This is a genomic window from Nonomuraea sp. NPDC049655, assembly GCF_044465465.1.
In the GTDB taxonomy this organism is placed as follows: domain Bacteria; phylum Actinomycetota; class Actinomycetes; order Streptosporangiales; family Streptosporangiaceae; genus Nonomuraea.
Map to the genome: position 1 here is coordinate 855,694 of NZ_JBITLS010000002.1, position 14,837 is coordinate 870,530.

13 protein-coding genes are annotated in these 14,837 nt (G+C 71.0%); 6 read left to right on the forward strand and 7 right to left on the reverse strand.

Annotation, left to right across the window (positions count from 1 at the left end; genetic code table 11):
• Complete coding sequence (locus ACIBQ6_RS09350) at window positions 1–1,059, reverse strand: MBL fold metallo-hydrolase (protein WP_397210887.1); 1,059 nt, start codon at window positions 1,057–1,059, stop codon at window positions 1–3.
• A gap of 46 nt (window positions 1,060–1,105) precedes the next feature.
• On the opposite strand from ACIBQ6_RS09350, the gene ACIBQ6_RS09355 reads away from it, so the two are divergent.
• A complete protein-coding gene (locus tag ACIBQ6_RS09355) occupies window positions 1,106–1,951 on the forward strand; it encodes a glutathione S-transferase C-terminal domain-containing protein (protein WP_358288903.1) in 846 nt (281 codons plus the stop codon).
• Here the strand turns inward: ACIBQ6_RS09355 and ACIBQ6_RS09360 are convergent.
• Together ACIBQ6_RS09360 and ACIBQ6_RS09365 are read right to left on the reverse strand one after the other, a co-directional pair.
• Window positions 1,899–3,188, reverse strand: coding sequence for an MFS transporter (locus ACIBQ6_RS09360; protein WP_397210889.1), 1,290 nt, complete (start codon window positions 3,186–3,188; stop codon window positions 1,899–1,901). The two genes, ACIBQ6_RS09355 and ACIBQ6_RS09360, sit on opposite strands and share 53 nt — an antisense overlap.
• Window positions 3,185–3,841, reverse strand: coding sequence for a winged helix-turn-helix domain-containing protein (locus ACIBQ6_RS09365; protein WP_397210891.1), 657 nt, complete (start codon window positions 3,839–3,841; stop codon window positions 3,185–3,187). The genes ACIBQ6_RS09360 and ACIBQ6_RS09365 overlap by 4 nt, the downstream gene beginning before the upstream one ends.
• Before the next feature lie 75 nt (window positions 3,842–3,916).
• On the opposite strand from ACIBQ6_RS09365, the gene ACIBQ6_RS09370 reads away from it, so the two are divergent.
• From ACIBQ6_RS09370 to ACIBQ6_RS09390, 5 genes are all read left to right on the forward strand, one after another.
• A complete protein-coding gene (locus tag ACIBQ6_RS09370; RefSeq protein ID WP_352323530.1) occupies window positions 3,917–4,561 on the forward strand; it encodes a phenylalanine--tRNA ligase beta subunit-related protein in 645 nt (214 codons plus the stop codon).
• Between the two features lie 204 nt (window positions 4,562–4,765).
• The gene (locus tag ACIBQ6_RS09375) at window positions 4,766–8,404 is read left to right on the forward strand and encodes a multifunctional oxoglutarate decarboxylase/oxoglutarate dehydrogenase thiamine pyrophosphate-binding subunit/dihydrolipoyllysine-residue succinyltransferase subunit (RefSeq protein WP_358288914.1); all 3,639 of its coding nucleotides are present in this window, start codon (window positions 4,766–4,768) and stop codon (window positions 8,402–8,404) included.
• 91 nt (window positions 8,405–8,495) lie between these two features.
• Window positions 8,496–8,675 carry a DUF6104 family protein gene (locus ACIBQ6_RS09380; RefSeq protein ID WP_352323532.1) on the forward strand — a complete coding sequence of 60 codons (180 nt, stop codon included), beginning with the start codon at window positions 8,496–8,498 and terminating at the stop codon, window positions 8,673–8,675.
• A gap of 99 nt (window positions 8,676–8,774) precedes the next feature.
• Window positions 8,775–9,578, forward strand: a complete 804-nt coding sequence (locus tag ACIBQ6_RS09385; RefSeq protein WP_364330797.1) for a DUF4097 family beta strand repeat-containing protein — start codon at window positions 8,775–8,777, stop codon at window positions 9,576–9,578.
• The gene (locus tag ACIBQ6_RS09390; protein ID WP_358288920.1) at window positions 9,575–10,303 is read left to right on the forward strand and encodes a helix-turn-helix transcriptional regulator; all 729 of its coding nucleotides are present in this window, start codon (window positions 9,575–9,577) and stop codon (window positions 10,301–10,303) included. The genes ACIBQ6_RS09385 and ACIBQ6_RS09390 overlap by 4 nt, the downstream gene beginning before the upstream one ends.
• 18 nt (window positions 10,304–10,321) lie before the next feature.
• On the opposite strand, the gene ACIBQ6_RS09395 is transcribed toward ACIBQ6_RS09390, so the two are convergent.
• From ACIBQ6_RS09395 to ACIBQ6_RS09410, 4 genes are all read right to left on the reverse strand, one after another.
• Entirely contained in the window at window positions 10,322–11,188 is an 867-nt protein-coding gene (locus tag ACIBQ6_RS09395; RefSeq protein WP_397210894.1) for an oxygenase MpaB family protein, read from the reverse strand.
• 76 nt (window positions 11,189–11,264) lie between these two features.
• Window positions 11,265–12,221 (reverse strand): zinc-binding dehydrogenase, encoded by a 957-nt coding sequence (locus ACIBQ6_RS09400; protein ID WP_397210896.1) that lies wholly within the window; start codon window positions 12,219–12,221, stop codon window positions 11,265–11,267.
• Between the two features lie 71 nt (window positions 12,222–12,292).
• Window positions 12,293–13,171: a hypothetical protein gene (locus ACIBQ6_RS09405; protein ID WP_358288929.1), complete on the reverse strand. Its 879-nt coding sequence runs from the start codon at window positions 13,169–13,171 to the stop codon at window positions 12,293–12,295.
• Window positions 13,172–13,301: 130 nt separating this feature from the next.
• Window positions 13,302–14,741 (reverse strand): acetyl-CoA synthetase, encoded by a 1,440-nt coding sequence (locus tag ACIBQ6_RS09410; protein ID WP_397210898.1) that lies wholly within the window; start codon window positions 14,739–14,741, stop codon window positions 13,302–13,304.
• Between the last annotated feature and the right edge of the window lie 96 nt (window positions 14,742–14,837).

Here is a 14,837-nt window from a genome sequence, read left to right on the forward strand (position 1 = left end):
TCAGGCGCGTCTCCAGAGCTCGGGCTCGCCCTCCTCCCTGCGTACCCTGCCCCGTCCGGCCAGCCATACCAGGTGGGCCAGCGTCTCGTTGTTGGCCGCCCGGCGCATGAACGGCGGGATCGTCTCCCAGGGGCGCGACCAGCTCAGCCGGGTGGCGACGTCCCAGCAGGTCACGCCGTCGTCCTCGCCGACGACCCGTTCGATCTCGGCCAGCCGCTCGTCGTGGTGGGCCAGCACGTGGTCGACGCGTCCGGCCAGTTCCAGGAAGCGGTACTCGTGGCCGGGCAGCACCTCGTCCACCTCCAGCTCGCGGACGGCGGCCAGCGAGCCGAGGTAGTCGGCCAGCGGGTCGGGACCCGACTGGGGGTGCACGGCCACGATCGGGGTGATCTTCGCCAGCACGTGGTCGCCGGAGAGCAGCAGCCTGCGCTCCGGCGAGACGAAGCACAGGTGGCCGGGCGTGTGGCCGGGGGTCCAGACGGCCCGCAGGTCCCAGCCGGGCAGGCCGAGGTCCTCGCCGTCCTCGATCAGCCGGTCGGGACGGGCCATCGTGACCATGTGCCTGATCATCATGGAGGCCCCGGCCAGCTCGTCCAGGCTCAGGTCGGGCACGCCGGAGCGCCGGAGCAGGGCCCGCTCCCGCTGGACGAGCGAGTCGATGGCGTCGTCGTCGTACCGCTCGCGCACGAGGTTCGCGTCGGCCGGGTGCAGCCCGATCCAGGCGCCCGACGCCTCGCGGACGCGTCCGGCCAGGCCGTAATGGTCGGGGTGCAGGTGGGTGACCAGGACGGCCCTGACGTCGGCGATCCCGTAGCCGGCCACGGCCAGCCCGGCGGCCAGGGCGTCGTAGGCCTCGTCGGTGTTCCATCCGGCGTCCACGATGGCCACACCGTCGGGCAGTTCGAGGGCGTAGACCAGCACGTACCGCAGCGGGTTGACCGGGATGGGCACCGGGATCGACCACAGCCCCGGCCGGACCCGCTCGACCTCGGGAACCGCCCCGCTCATCCATGCCTCACGCTGGGCCACGCTGGAAGGAGTCACCACGAACTTTGCCATGGCCCCGAATATAGTTCTGGTCCCGAATCATGTTCTACTAGGGGTCATGAAGCTGAGCCGCGAGATCTCAGACGATGGCCGCTTCGTCCGGCAGCCGAACCGCTTCACCGAACGGCTCGGGCCGCCCGAGCCCGGCCGCTACCGGCTCTACGCCTCCTACGCCTGCCCGTGGGCACAGCGCGTGCTGATCGTCCGCGCCCTGCTCCGCCTGGAGGACCTGCTGGACGTCACGATCGTCGACCCCATCCGCGACGAGAAGGGCTGGCGGATCCCCGACGGCGACCCGCCGTACCTGTCGGAGCTCTACCACGCGACCGAACCGGGCTACACGGGCCGCTACACCGTGCCGTGCATCTGGGACAGCCGGGAGGAACGCCTGGTCACCAACGACTTCCCGCAGATCACCCTCGATCTGGAGACGTCGTGGGGCAGCGCGCCCGACCTGTACCCCGAACGCCTGCGCCCGGACATCGACATCATGAACGACCGCCTCTACCACGGCCTCAACAACGCGGTCTACGAGGCCGGCTTCGCCCGCGGGCAGCAGGCGTACGAGGAGGCGGTCGCCCGCGTGTTCACCACGCTCGACCTGCTGGAGGTGCGCCTGGCCGAGTCGGAGTTCCTCTTCGGCACGCTCACCGACAGCGATGTGCGGCTGTTCACCACGCTGGTCAGGTTCGACACGGTCTACCACGGCCACTTCAAGTGCTCGATCAGGCGGCTGACCGACTATCCGGCGTTGTGGGCGTACACCCGCAGGCTCTACGCGATCCCCGCATTCCGCGACACCACGGACTTCGACCACATCAGACGCCACTACTACATGACCCAGACGAACATCAACCCGAGCAGGATCGTTCCGGTAGGACCGGAACTCGACTGGAGCCTGTGACCCCCGGCCTCGGCATCGCGACGAACAGCAGCGCCGAGGCCAGCACCACCCCCGAGGCCACCCACCAGGCGGCCGACGCGCCCGCCTGCCCGGCCAGGACGCCGAGCGTGGAGTTGGCCAGCACCCCGCCCGCCTGGAGCGAGAGCGAGGACGTCGAGGTGACCGTGGTGCGCTCGGCGGCGGAGACCGCGTTGTGCTGCATCTCCAGGCAGAGCAGCCCGGTCACCGACAGCCCGGCGAACATGACCAGGTAGGCCAGCCCGGCCGTCACCAGGCCGGGCACGCCGTCCAGCCCGGCGGTGGCGGCCAGCGAGCCGACCGAGAGCGCGCAGAGCACCGCCCCCATGGCCGCGCCGCGGGCCGAGCCGCCCGCCAGGCGCGCCACGCGGGGCGCGATCGCGCTGCCCGTGGCGCTGGCGGCGTATCCCAGAGCCGCCACGACGGCGTAGGCCAGGCTGCCGCGCTCGGACGTGCCGGCCAGCTCGGCCAGGCGGCCGGGGGTCAGCAGCTCGATCGTCATCAGCAGCACGCCGGACGCGGCGGCGGCGAGCATCAGGCGGCGCAGCACCGCTCCCCCGGCGGCCAGCCGGATCCCGCCGACCACCGTCGAGGGCACCTCGCGCAGCACGCTCCCCAGCGACCGCCGCGCGTGGGCCGGCTCGGGCAGCGCGAACACCACCACGACCAGCAGGACGACGGCCGCGACGGCCCCCAGCAGCGGCGGCACGGCCAGCGGCGTGATCGTCCCGGGCGGCACCAGCAGCGGCACGGCGCCGCCGACCAGCACCCCGGCGCACAGGGCCACCGACTCCAGTGCGCCGCCGCGCGCCAGGCCCGGCTTGAGGTCGGCGTCCTCGCCTTCGAGCCCGTGCAGGGTGTCGACGTACCAGGAGGTGGCCGGGCCGCTGGACAGCGCCCTGGCCACGCCCTTGATCACGCAGGTGACGAGGAACATCCCGAACGTCGTCGAGACGCTCATCAGCGCGAGCGCCGCCGCGGTGAACACCGCCGAGGCGGCCAGCACCATCCGCCGTCCGATGACGTCGGCCAGGCCGCCCGTGGGCAGCTCCAGGCTGACGGTGACGACCGAGAACACGGTCACCGCCAGGCCGATCTGGGTCAGGCCGAGCCCTCTGTCGGTCATCAGCAGCACCATGACGGCGGCCATCAGGCCCAGCGGCAGCCAGGTCAGGAAGCTGACGAGCATGTAGCGCCGTAACGCGGAACGAGCGGTCATCGGTCCTGCTCCTTGTCGCTGGGAAAACCGTCGGCGGGAGAACCGTCGCGGGAGGAACGGTCGCGGGGGGAACGGTCGCGGGGGGAATCGTCGCGGGGGGAATCGTCGCGGGGGAAGCCGCCCATCCAGATGTTGACCTGGCGGGCGTCGGGGTCGCCTGAGTAGCGGGCGGCGAGGTCGCGCAGCAGCTCCATGGCCCGGTCGTTGAACTCCCTCAGCCCGGCCGCGGGCAGCTCGACGATGTCGTCGCTCAGCCCGGCCGCCCGCACCCACTCGGGGGCCCACTCGCGCTCGTCGTAGTCCTGGTTAACGCGGGCGAGCACCTCGACCTGGCGCATGCGCATGATCCGGACCGCCTCCCGGCCCTCGGGGGTGCCGGACAGCTCCTGGTTGTCCCAGGAGGTGTAGCGGTGGCGGGCCCGCCAGCGGCGCTCGCGGCCGTCGCGCCGGTCGGGGTCCTCCTCGATGAAGCCGTACTTGAACAGCTCCCGCAGGTGGTAGCTGGTCGAGCCGGAGCTCTCGCCGACCTTGCGGCCCAGCTCGCTGGCGGTGGCCGGGCCGTCGCTGCGCAGCAGCCCGAGCAGCCGCACCCGCAAGGGGTGGGCGACCACTTTGAGCACCTGCGGGTCACTGATCCTGTACTGCTCCTCCATGAGCACGACCCTAGACCGCAAAGGCTTTTTTGCAAAGTGATTTTTGCGAATTCGCCGGCCTTCTAAACTGGGCGGATGCTCGACGACATCCGCGTGGACGACGCCGTCCTCGCCCTGCGCCCCGACTTCGCCGTGCTGGTGATGCTGGCCCACGGCCTGCGGAACGGCCCCACCGACGACCGCACCCGCGCCTGGCTGGCCGAGGCGTCGGCGTGCGAGGTCCAGGCCGACAAGATCGACGCCTGGAAGGACGCCTACCGCGCCTTCGGCGCCAAGCCGCAGCGCACCAGGCCCTCGGTCGACGCCCTGACCCGGCGCATGCCGCTGCCCGAGATCAACCGGGTGGTCGACGCGTACAACACGATCAGCGTCAAGCACGCGCTGCCCATCGGCGGCGAGGACCTCGACCGCTACCAGGGCCCGGCCCGGCTGGTGCGGGCGACCGGCGACGAGCACTCCGAGGAGGCGCTCGGGCAGCCCGAGCCCGGCGAGGTGATCTGGCGCGACGACGCCGGCGTGACCTGCCGCCGGTGGAACTGGCGTCAGGTGGCGCGCACCCGGCTCACCGAGGAGACGACCAACGCGATCTTCCTCCTCGAACGGCTGGAGCCCATGTCGATGGAGGAGCTCCAGCAGGCCGGCAAGGAGCTGGCGGAGCTGCTGGAGGAGCTGTCACCCGGGGTGCGGATCACCAGCAGAATCGTGCCCGGAGGGAAATAAACCTGCCGGCCATACGTTGATACCAAACAGTAACAATGGCGGCTCTCCCTGGATTGACTAGGCGGGCGTGACCTCTTCGGCGTGTCCTGAGAGGATCGTTCGAGGCGGCGCGCGCTCTTCGGCGCGCGCTGCCGGTCCGGGCGAGTAGCCTTGGACAGGTTCTCTAACATCAACGCCGATCTGCGGAAGAGGGCGATTTCCGCCGTGTCGTCTGAGTCGTCGCGGACAAACCCGCTGGCAAGCTTTGGTCAGAACGAGTGGCTTGTCGACGAGCTGTACCAGAAGTACCTTCAAGATCCAGAGTCTGTCGACAAGGCCTGGTGGAACTTCTTCGCTGACTACAACCCTGATTACGGACCGGGCCGGACCCCGGTCAGGGAGGCGGCGAACGGCACTGCGACCGCGCCCGCACCTCCCAAGGCGCCCCCGAAGGCGCCTCCGGCAGCCGAGAAGCCGAAGCAGCCGGCCACCCCGGTGCCCAAGGGCGCCGAGGAGGTGAAGCTGCGCGGCGCCGCCGCACGCACGGCCGCCAACATGGACCTGTCCCTGACGGTCCCGACGGCGACCAGCGTCCGGGCCATCCCGGCCAAGCTGCTCATCGACAACCGCATCGTGATCAACAATCACCTCAAGCGGGGGCGTGGCGGCAAGATCTCCTTCACCCACCTGATCGGCTTCGCGATCGTCAAGGCGCTGAAGGCGATGCCGGAGATGAACTACTCCTACACGGAGGTCGACGGCAAGCCCACGCTGGTCAAGCCCGAGCACGTCGGGTTCGGCCTGGCGATCGACGTCCAGAAGAGCAACGGTGAGCGCCAGCTCCTCGTGCCCTCGATCAAGGGCGCCGAGGAGATGGACTTCCGCCAGTTCTGGGTGGCCTACGAAGAGGTCGTCCGCAAGGCCCGCGCGGGCAAGCTGGGCGTCGACGACTTCTCCGGCACCACGATCTCGCTGACCAACCCCGGCACGATCGGCACCGTCCACTCCGTTCCGCGCCTGATGCCCGGCCAGGGCACGATCATCGGCGTCGGCGCGATGGAATACCCGGCCGAGTACCAGGGCGCCTCGCCCGACACGCTGTCGCGTCTGGCCGTCTCCAAGGTCATGACGCTGACCAGCACCTACGACCACCGGATCATCCAGGGCGCCCAGTCGGGCGACTTCCTGCGCCAGATCCACCGGCTGCTGCTCGGCGAGGACGGCTTCTACGACGAGATCTTCGAGGCGCTGCGCATCCCGTACGAGCCGGTGCGCTGGGTCCAGGACATCTCGGCCTCGCACGACGACGACGTGGCCAAGTCGGCCCGGGTCATCGAGCTGATCCACGCCTACCGCGTGCGCGGCCACCTGATGGCCGAGACCGACCCGCTGGAGTACAAGCAGCGCAAGCACCCCGACCTCGACATCCAGTCCCACGGGCTGACCCTGTGGGACCTCGAGCGCGAGTTCGCCACGGGCGGTTTCGGCGGCCGTCCGCTGATGAAGCTCCGCGAGATCCTGGGCGTGCTGCGCGACTCCTACTGCCGCACGGTCGGCATCGAGTACATGCACATCCAGAACCCCGAGGAGCGGGCCTGGATCCAGGCGCGGGTGGAGAAGCCGCACGCCTCGCCCGAGCGCGACGAGCAGCTCAACATCCTGTCCCGGCTCAACACCGCCGAGGCGTTCGAGACGTTCCTGCAGACGAAGTTCGTCGGCCAGAAGCGCTTCTCGCTGGAGGGCGGCGAGTCCCTGATCCCGCTGCTCGACTCGGTGATCAGCGACGCCGCCGACGAGGGCCTCGACGAGGTCGTCATCGGCATGGCCCACCGCGGCCGGCTCAACGTGCTGGCCAACATCGTGGGCAAGTCCTACGCGCAGATCTTCGGCGAGTTCGAGGGCAACATCGACCCGCGCACCGCCCACGGCTCCGGCGACGTCAAGTACCACCTGGGCGCGAGCGGCGAGTTCACCGCCCCGAGCGGCAAGATGATCACGGCGTCCGTGGTGGCCAACCCCTCCCACCTGGAGGCGGTCGACCCGGTGCTGGAGGGCGTCGTCCGCGCCAAGCAGGACCTTCTGGAGCGTGGCGAGGAGGGCTTCACCGTCCTTCCCGTCCTCGTCCACGGCGACGCGGCCTTCGCCGGCCAGGGCGTGGTGGCCGAGACGCTCAACCTGTCGCAGCTGCGCGGCTACCGCACCGGCGGCACCGTGCACGTGGTGGTCAACAACCAGGTGGGCTTCACCACCTCGCCGGCCTCCTCCCGCTCGTCGGTCTACGCGACCGACGTCGCGCGGATGATCCAGGCGCCGATCTTCCACGTCAACGGCGACGACCCCGAGGCCGTGGTGCGCGTGGGCCAGCTGGCCTACGAATACCGCCAGGCGTTCCGCAAGGACGTCGTCATCGACCTCATCTGCTACCGCCGCCGCGGCCACAACGAGGGCGACAACCCCGCCTTCACCCAGCCGCTGATGTACGACCTGATCGACGCCAAGCGCTCCACCCGCAAGCTCTACACCGAGGCGCTGATCGGCCGGGGCGACATCACGGTCGAGGAGGCCGAGTCGGCGCTGCGCGACTACCAGGCCAAGCTGGAGCAGGCGTTCACCGAGACGCGCGAGGCGGCCAAGAAGCCCAAGGAGGCGGCCGCCATGCGGGTGCCCCCGGCCGAGGTCGTCAAGTGGTCCCACGCCGACACGCCGACGGCGATCAGCGACGAGACGCTCAAGCGCATCGTCGACACCCAGCTCAACCTGCCCGAGGGCTTCACGCCGCACCCGCGCCTGGCGCCGGTGCTGCAGCGCCGCGGCCAGATGGTCGAGACCGACTCGATCGACTGGGCGATGGGCGAGACGCTGGCGTTCGGCTCGCTGCTGATCGACGGCCACCCGGTGCGCCTGGTCGGCCAGGACTCCCGGCGCGGCACGTTCACCCAGCGGCACGCGGTGCTGGTCGACCGGATGACCGGCGCCGACCACACGCCGCTGAAGCAGTTCAACGAGGGCACCACGAAGTTCTACGTCTACGACTCGCTGCTCAGCGAGTTCGCGGCGCTCGGCTTCGAGTACGGCTACAGCGTCGTGCGTCCCGATGCCCTGGTGGCCTGGGAGGCGCAGTTCGGCGACTTCGTCAACGGCGCCCAGACGATCATCGACGAGTTCATCTCGTCCGGTGAGCAGAAGTGGGGCCAGCGCTCCTCCGTCGTGCTGCTGCTGCCGCACGGCTACGAGGGCCAGGGCCCCGACCACTCCTCGGCCAGGATCGAACGGTTCCTGCAGGTCTGCGCGCTCGACAACATGACGGTCGCGCAGCCGTCCACGCCGGCCAACTACTTCCACCTGCTGCGCTGGCAGGTGGAGTCCAACCGGCGCAAGCCGATGGTGGTCTTCACGCCCAAGTCGCTGCTGCGGCACAAGGCGGCCACGTCGAAGGCGTCCGACTTCACCACCGGCACCTTCCAGCCGGTCATCGGCGACACCACGGTCGACCCGGCCAAGGTCACCCGGATCGTCCTGGTCTCGGGCAAGCTCTACTACGACCTGGCCGCGCAGCGCGACAAGACGGGCCGCGACGACGTCGCGATCGTCCGTCTTGAGCGGCTCTACCCGTTCCCCACCGAGGAGCTCACCGCCGAGCTGGCCCGCTACGGGCAGCAGGCCGAGCTGGTGTGGGCCCAGGACGAGCCGGTGAACATGGGCCCGTGGCCCTACCTGACGCTGAAGCTGGCCGAAGACCCGCAGACGCTCGGCGGCCGGTCGCTGCGCCGCGTCTCGCGGACCCCGAACAGCTCGCCCGCGACGGGTTCGCACAACTCGCACGACACCGAGCTGGAGGAGATCCTCCACCAGCTCTTCGGCTGAGCAGGCCGCCAGTGAGCCCCCGGCCGTCCGGCCGGGGGCTTCTGCGTTGACCGGCAGGGTGAGGCCCCTGCCTGCACGAAGGAGAGAACCCATGTACTTCACCGATCGAGGGATCGAGGAGCTGGTCGATCGGCGGGGCGAGGAAGAGGTCAGCGTGCTCTGGCTGGGCGAGCGGCTGCGCGAGTTCGTCGATCTCAACCCCGAGTTCGAGACCCCGATCGAGCGGCTGGCCACCTGGCTGGCCCGCCTCGACGACGAGGACGACGACTGACGGGATTCCGCCGCCGAGACGCGATACATCTTGAGTTTTCGAGTAACGCGACATATCGTGTTCTCGTAGGAGACGTACTCGTCAAGGAGGCATACGTTCATGGAGAAGTGGACGCTGGACGCTCCCGAGCAGCTCACGTTCGGGCCGGTTGAGTCACTTGACGTGCGGATCGTCGCCGGCAGGCTGGCCGTCCTGGCCAGCGAGGGGCCGCCCACGCTGGAGCTGACGGAGATCGAGTCGGCCGCGCCGCTGCTGGTCAGCTACGACCCGCTGACCAAGGAGCTGGTCGTCACCTACGAGGGCCTGACCCTGGACGGGCTGCTCGGCTGGCTGCGGCGCGACAAGCGCAGGACCAACCTCACGCTCACCGTGCCCAAGGGCTGCCGGGTGAACACGGAGGTGGTCTCGGCGTCCACGGTGCTGGCCGGGTTCGAGCGGTCCACCCGGGTCAAGAGCGTGTCCTCCGAGGTCGTCCTCGACGGCGTGAGCGGCGAGGTGAGCGCCACCACGGTCTCCGGCTCGATCGAGAGCCGCGCCATGGAGGGCGACCTGGCGCTGAAGACCGTCTCGGGCGAGCTGACCCTCGCCGACGGCAGCCCGCGCCGGCTCAAGGCCAGCACGGTGTCCGGCCGCATCACCGCCGACCTGACGCTCCGGCCCACGAGTCATGTGACGCTCAACAGCGTCTCGGGTGCCATCCTGGTGCGGGTGCCGGAGAACGTCGAGTCCGACGTCAGCATGAGGTCCACCTCCGGCAGGCTGAGCTCCACGTTCGACGGACTGTCGGCGAACAACAGCCCCGGCTCCAAGGCGCTGTCCGGACGGCTGGGGGGCGGCATGGCCTCACTGTCGGCGTACACCGTCTCGGGCGAGGTCGCGCTGCTCAAGGGAGAGAAGGAATGAGCCCTGTCTTCGGTCACGGCCGGCTCCGGCTGTACCTGCTCAAGCTGCTGGAGGAGAGCCCGCGGCACGGATACGAGGTCATCCGGCTGCTCCAGGACCGCTTCCTCGGCGTCTACTCGCCCTCGCCCGGCACGATCTACCCGCGACTGGCCCGCCTGGAGGAGGAGGGCCTGGTCACGCACGAGGTGATCGAGGGCAAGAAGGTGTTCTCCATCACCGACAAGGGCCGCGAGGAGCTCAACGCCCGGCTCGACGAACTCGACGACCTGGAGCAGGAGATCTCCGCCTCGGTGCGGGACATCGCCCGCGAGGTCAAGGAGGACGTCCGCGACACGGTGAAGTCGCTGCGCGACGAGCTCACCCGAATGGCCAAGGACGTGCGCACCGGCGCCCGCGACGACGCCAAGGCGCGGGCCGAGGAGCTCAAACGGCTCAAGGAGCAGCAGAAGCGGCAGTGGATGGCGCACGCCAACCAGTGGCAGGTGGAGAGCGACCGGCTGGCCGGCGAGTGGCGCCGGATCTGGTCGGACATCTGGACCACGCTCGGCGGCGACACCGTGCGCCGGACCGAGCTCGACAGCGAGCTGGGCGAGCTGCTGGCCGACTTCGTGGCCCAGGCCCGCACGGAGGCCGCCGACGCCGCCCTGACCACGCAGAAGCTGCACGAGCTGCACACCGTGCTCGACGAGGCGTCCGCCCGCATCCGCGACATCCTCCGCCGCTGAGCCGCCGCTGAGCCGGCGCTAGGCCGAGCGCAGCGGGCGTTGCGAGGGTTGCGGGCGTCCGTGGCCGCGGGCCGCTCTGCGGGCGTGGTAGGCGACCGGCATGTAGCGCAGGCGTTCGGGCAGGCGCGCGGTCAGCATCGCCACGGCGCGCCCGAGGTGCCGCAGCCGCCGCTCGTCCCGGGCCGTCCAGCGCAGGCCGAGCTTCCTGCGCGCGGCCGGCGGCAGGGTCCCGACAGTGACGAAGTGGTTGAACTCCCCCGACCCCAGCCCCACCGGCGTCCACAGCCGGCGCAGCGGCCTCGGCAGGCCGGGCGGGGCGGGCGTGCCGCGCATGACGGCGAGCACCTCCAGCGCCGTCGGGTGCGGCTCCAGCCGTTCGGCGATCATCGTGTCGAAGTAGCGCCAGAACGCCTCCAGGTCCGCCGGCATCTCCCGCTCCGGCACCTGCAGGATCGCGCCGAGCTGCCGCGACTCGGCGTACATGCGGCGCTGCTGCTCCTCGGTGTACGGGGTGCCGAAGTAGCGGTTGAGCGTGATGAACCGCTCGAACAGTGACAGGTGCACCCAGGCCCACGCCTCGCCGTTCAGGGCGTGGTAGGCGCGGCCGTGCTCGTCCACGCCGCTGATGGAGCGGTGCAGCTCGCGCAGCCGCCGCCCCTCGGCCAGACCGCCCTCACCGCCGTAGACCCACTTCTGGACGGAGGCGAGCGTGCGGTTGAGCCGCCCCCACGGGTCGTCCTTGTACGTCGAGTGCTCCGCCACGGCCGCGCCGACCGCCGGATGCATGGTCTGGAGGACCAGCGCGCTGCCGGCCACGAGCAGGTTGCGGTATTCGCCCGCGGTGTCCCAGTGCATCGAACCCGGGCCGAACGGCTCAACGTTCATGGTGAACGCCTCCAGGGTGATACGACGTCATTCTTCCTGTATCACCCGGAAGGCGGACAAGTAACCCTTCACTTATTCAGCTGGTAAAGACGATTTTTCCGAAGATCTCGCCTTCGGCCATGGCCGCGAAGCCGTCCCGGGCCTCGGTGATCGGCAGCGTCCGGTCGATCATCGGCCGCACGCCCGTCTGCTCCAGGAACACCGCCAGCCGCTGGAGCTGGTCGCGGGTGCCCATGGTGGTGCCGACCACGGACAGCTGCAGGAAGAAGACGCGGTTGAGGTCGGCGGACGGGACCGCGCCGCTGGTGGCGCCGGAGACCACGATGCGGCCGCCCGGCCTGAGCGACTTGAGCGAATGGTCCCAGGTGGCCTGGCCGACCGTCTCCATGACCGCGTCCACCCGCTCGGGCAGCCGCGCGCCCGTCTCGAAGACCTGGTCGGCGCCGAGCTCGCGGGCCCGCTCGCGCTTGTCCTCCGACCGGCTGGTCGCCCAGACCCGGAAGCCGCCCGCGCGGCCGAGCGCGATCAGCGCGGTCGCGACGCCGCCGCCGGCGCCCTGCACCAGCACGGTCGAGCCCGGTTCGAGCCCGGCCTTGTCGAACAGCATGCGGTACGCGGTCAGCCACGCCGTGGGCAGGCAGGCGGCCTCCTCGAAGCTGAGCGCGGCCGGCTTGGGCACGAGGTTGCGCCGCGGCACGGCCACCCGCTCGGCGAACGTCCCGTCGTGCACCTCCGACAGCAGGGAGCGCCTGGGGTCGAGCGTCTCGTCCGCGCCCGTGCCGATGACGGCGTGCACGATGACCTCGTTGCCGTCCTCGTCCACGCCGGAGGCGTCGCAGCCGAGCACGATCGGCAGCCGGTCCTGCCTGATGCCCACGCCCTTGAGCGTCCACAGGTCGTGGTGGTTGAGGGCGGCGGCACGTACCGAGACGGTCGTCCAGCCGTCGGGCGCCTTCGGGTCGGGGTGCTCACCGAGCGTCAGCCCGGCGAGTGGATTGTCGGGATCGGTCTGTGTGGCGGTTACGGCGAACATGGCCGCACCCTACTAACCGACCCGCCGCCACCCACGACACCGCCCCGCCCGAGCGAGCCGCCGGCCGTGACTCAGCGCCTGACCGTCACCCGGATTCCGGCGAGGGCGCGGCGCCGGAACTCCTCGGGTCCGGCGACGGCGACCTCCACGTCCCCCCGGCACGTCCACTCCGCCGGACGCCCGCGTCCCTCGATCACCTTCGGCAGCCGGGCCTTCCTGACGCAGTCGGGCGTGGGCGCCAGCACGACCATCTCCCGCACTCCCCCGCCGAACCAGAGCTGCGGCCCGGCCGGCCCCTCCTGGGTCACGGCCCCCGGACGGGCCAGCCGCACCGATCCCTCGCCCGACAGCACCAGGTAGCCGTCCCGGGTCACCTTGCCGTGCAGATCCCGCGCCAGGGCCGCGCGCTGGTCGAAGGTCAGCCCCTCACCCCTGTCCTGCATCGCCAGCCGCCAGCGTCCGAACGCGAAGAGCAGCACCTGCCCGCTGCCCCCGCCCGGCTGGCGCGGCCACAAGGTGACGCCGGGGCCGTAGCTCCTGATCGGCCGGCCGCCGCCGGTCACCTCGGCGACCCCGTTGTACGGCACGCTGAACTGCCGGAACCGCCCGTCGATCCACGCGCCCTGGAACGGCCGCACCCCCAGCTCGTTGAGGTCGAGGTCGGCCGGGTAGCGCACCTCGGCCTTCAGCCCGTCGGGGAAGACGACGTCGATGATCTCGTCGTGGCCCTTGGTCCTGGCCGGGATCCGCAGGGCGTTGGGGCCGTTCTCGATCGTGGTGAGCGAGCGGATGGGCGTGGTGGCGGACGGCGGGGGCGGCTCCTGCCGCGGGTCGCGGCTGAGCAGCAGGCTGACGGCCGGGATCACCAGCAGAGCCAGCACCACCGCGAGCCCGATCCACCGGCGGCGGCCGCGCCCCCCTGCCTCGATGACGTCGAACTGGTCGGACACGACGTGCCTCGCCGGGTTAGTGCGGGTTGCGCGCTTCACCCCCAGTTCAGTTGAGCGACATCCGCCCGCGCAAGCCCTCGAACCCGGCGAAGTCGCCGCATGAGGTCACAACTTCACAACCTCGGCGGGATCACCAGGTGGCCACGTTGGGCCCGTCGCCCGCGACCAAGTCGACCCGCTGCCCCACGAGCTCCCGGGACATGGCGTCGGCCAGCAGCTCCGGCTCCAGCACGTGCGCGTGCGCCCGCCCGCCGGTCGGCAGGTCGACGACGAGGATGCCCTTGTCCGGCTCGCCGTCCGGGCCGTGCGCGACCGTGTAGCCGGCCACGGTGGCGGGCCCGGCGTACGAGCCCACGACGGGCACCCCGGCCGCCGTGAACACCGGGACGGCGTCCCCGGGCGGCCCGCCGGGCTCGCTGGACCACACCGCGTACGTGTGCTTCGTCAGGTGCATCCCCACGCCGGTCACCAGCCCGTGGCCCGACTGCGTGCGCAGCAGCCCGGCCATCGTGGCCGTCGAGTGCAGCACGTAGTCGCTGGCCGGGCCGCCGGCGTACGGCAGGCCGCCGGTGACCGTCAGGCCGCGCCGGTCGTACGGGTCGAGCCCGATCGCGTCGCACGCCTGCCGCAACGCGACGGCGAAGCAGCTGTACAGGTCGAGCGCGTCCATGTCGGCGAGGCCGAGCCCGGCGCGCCGGAAGGCGGCCTCGGCGGCGGCCCCGATCGCCTGCGACGAGCCGAGCGCGGGCCGCGCCGCCACCTCCCAGGTGTCCTCGGCGTACGCCCAGCCGCGCAGGTAGACCCGCCGCTCGTCCGGCACCCCCAACCGGTCGGCCAGCTCCGCGCAGGCCAGGACGACGGCCGCCGCCTGGTCGACCTCCATGACCGCCACGGTGTTCCTGGTGTACGGCCAGCCGACGAACCGGTTGCCCTTCACCAGCTCCTCGGGCGTGCGCACGGCCCGCCGCCACGCGTACGGGTTGGCCGCGGCCACCTCGGTCATCGGCGCCATCATCCGGCCCCGGTCGAGCATCTCCTCCTCGACCGTCATCCCGGCCGCCGCCCGCCGCGCGGTCTCCATGATCGCGTACGTGTGCACGGGCAGGAACAGGTCGTGCGCCAGCTCGGCGGGGTGCGGGGGCCGTTCCCAGCCGTAGGGCGGCTTGGGATCGGCGGCGTGGCTCCACGGCACGTGCTCGCCCGCCCGCCGGTAGGCCCGCCGGGTGGCCAGCGCCTCGGCCCCGGTGATCAGCGCGCAGTCCAGGTCGCCCGCCGCGATCCGGGCCGCGGCCGCGCCGATGAGGAGCTGCGGAGCGGTGCCGCTGACCTTGGAGTAGGCGGTGTGGCGCGGCGTGGCGCCCAGGCGCTCGGCCAGCCGCCCGGTGGGCGAGTCGTACTGCCAGGAGTCGGTGTGGACGATCTGGATCGAGTCGAGCCGCCCGGCGGGCAGCCGGGCGTCTTCGGCCGCCTCGCGGGCGACCGATTCCCACAGATCGAGCGGTTCCGGGCCGGGCTGTTCGCGCACGGTGCGTTGGGCGATGCCGATGAGACAGGGGGTGCGTGGATCCATACCGACATCTAACCAGAACAACATTCGGTTGATAAGCAGTGGCGTTTGATAATCAGCGTTACCGCTGGTGTCGCAGACTCTTCACTGTGTACTTGA